General features: G+C 62.5%; 1 protein-coding gene and 1 pseudogene. Both read right to left on the reverse strand.

Annotated elements, in window-relative coordinates:
- A partial coding sequence (gene nrdF, locus NQ160_RS23285) for a class 1b ribonucleoside-diphosphate reductase subunit beta (RefSeq protein ID WP_257517384.1) occupies positions 1-911 on the reverse strand: 911 nt, incomplete at its 3' end.
- A 42-nt stretch (positions 912-953) separates the two neighbouring features.
- A pseudogene (locus NQ160_RS23290) lies at positions 954-1,778 on the reverse strand (class 1b ribonucleoside-diphosphate reductase subunit alpha); the annotation flags it as partial.

The raw sequence follows: 1,778 nt of genomic DNA on the forward strand, positions 1-1,778 counted from the left end.
CCGCTGAAGAAGTCGTGGTTCTCGTCGGCGTTGGGCGACAGCGCCGACAGGATCGCGGGGTTCACGTTCGTGGTGGTTGCCGGGAACATCGCCTCATAGCCGAGGTTCATCAGCGCCTTGTTGGCGTTGTAGTGCAGGAACTTCTTGACGTCCTCGGTCAGGCCGACGCCGTCGTAGAGGTCCTGCGTGTACTGCACCTCGTTGTCGTAGAGCTCGTAAAGCAGCGAGAACGTGTAGTCCTTGATCTCGTCGCGCTCGGCCTGCGAGATCTTCTCGAGCCCCTTCTGGAACTTGTAGCCGATGTAGTAGCCGTGCACGGCCTCGTCACGGATGATGAGGCGGATGAGGTCGGCGGTGTTGGTGAGCTTCGCCCGCGAAGACCAGTGCATCGGCAGGTAGAAGCCCGAGTAGAACAGGAAGCTCTCGAGCAGGGTGGATGCCACCTTGCGCTTGAGCGGCTCGTCGCCACGGTAGTAATCCATGACGATGTGAGCCTTCTTCTGAAGGTTCGGGTTCTCCACAGACCAGCGGAACGCCTCGTCGATCTCCTTCGTCGAGCACAGCGTCGAGAAGATCGACGAGTAGCTCTTGGCGTGCACCGACTCCATGAACGCGATGTTGGTGTACACCGCCTCTTCGTGCGGGGTCAGCGCGTCGGGGATCAGCGAGACGGCGCCCACCGTGCCCTGGATCGTGTCCAGCAGCGTCAGGCCGGTGAAGACCCGCATCGTCAGGGTCTGCTCGTCGGGGGTGAGCGTGTTCCACGACTGGATGTCGTTGGACAGCGGCACCTTCTCGGGCAACCAGAAGTTGTTCACCAGGCGGTTCCAGACCTCGAGGTCCTTGTCGTCCTCGATGCGGTTCCAGTTGATGGCCTGGACGTGGTCCAGCAGCGGCAGTTTCTCGGTCATTCGGGTTTCTTCCTCAGAGGTTCGCTTAGTCGTCGACCGGCGTCACAGCATGCAGGAGACGCACTCCGCCATGTCGGTGCCTTCGAGCGCGAGCTGACGCAGGCGGATGTAGTAGATGGTCTTGATGCCCTTGCGCCACGCGTAGATCTGCGCGCGGTTGATGTCGCGGGTGGTGGCGGTGTCCTTGAAGAACAGCGTCAGCGACAGGCCCTGGTCCACGTGCTGCGTGGCCGCGGCGTACGTGTCGATGACCTTCTCGTAGCCGATCTCGTAGGCGTCCTGGTAGTACTCCAGGTTGTCGTTCGTCATGAACGGGGCCGGGTAGTAGACGCGACCGAGCTTGCCTTCCTTGCGGATCTCGATCTTCGACGCGATCGGGTGGATCGAGCTCGTCGAGTTGTTGATGTACGAGATCGAGCCGGTCGGCGGCACGGCCTGCAGGTTCTGGTTGTAGATGCCGTGCTTCTGGATGGACTCCTTCAGCCGGCGCCAGTCGTCCTGGGTCGGGATCGGGATGCCGGAGAACAGCTGCGCGACCTTCTCGGTCTGCGGCACCCACTCCTGCTCGATGTACTTGTCGAAGAACTCCCCCGACGCGTAGGTCGAGTCGGCGAAGCCCTCGAAGGCGGTGCCGCGCTCGATCGCGATGAGGTTCGAGGCGCGCAGCGCGTGGAACAGCACCGTGTAGAAGTAGATGTTCGTGAAGTCCAGGCCCTCTTCGGAGCCGTAGTGCACGTGCTCGCGGGCGAGGTAGCCGTGCAGGTTCATCTGCCCGAGACCGATCGCGTGCGACCGGTCGTTGCCGTCCTCGATCGAGCGCACCGAGCGGATGTGGCTCTGGTCGCTGACCGCGGTGAGGGCGCGGAT

This window comes from Microbacterium sp. zg.Y909, assembly GCF_024626565.1.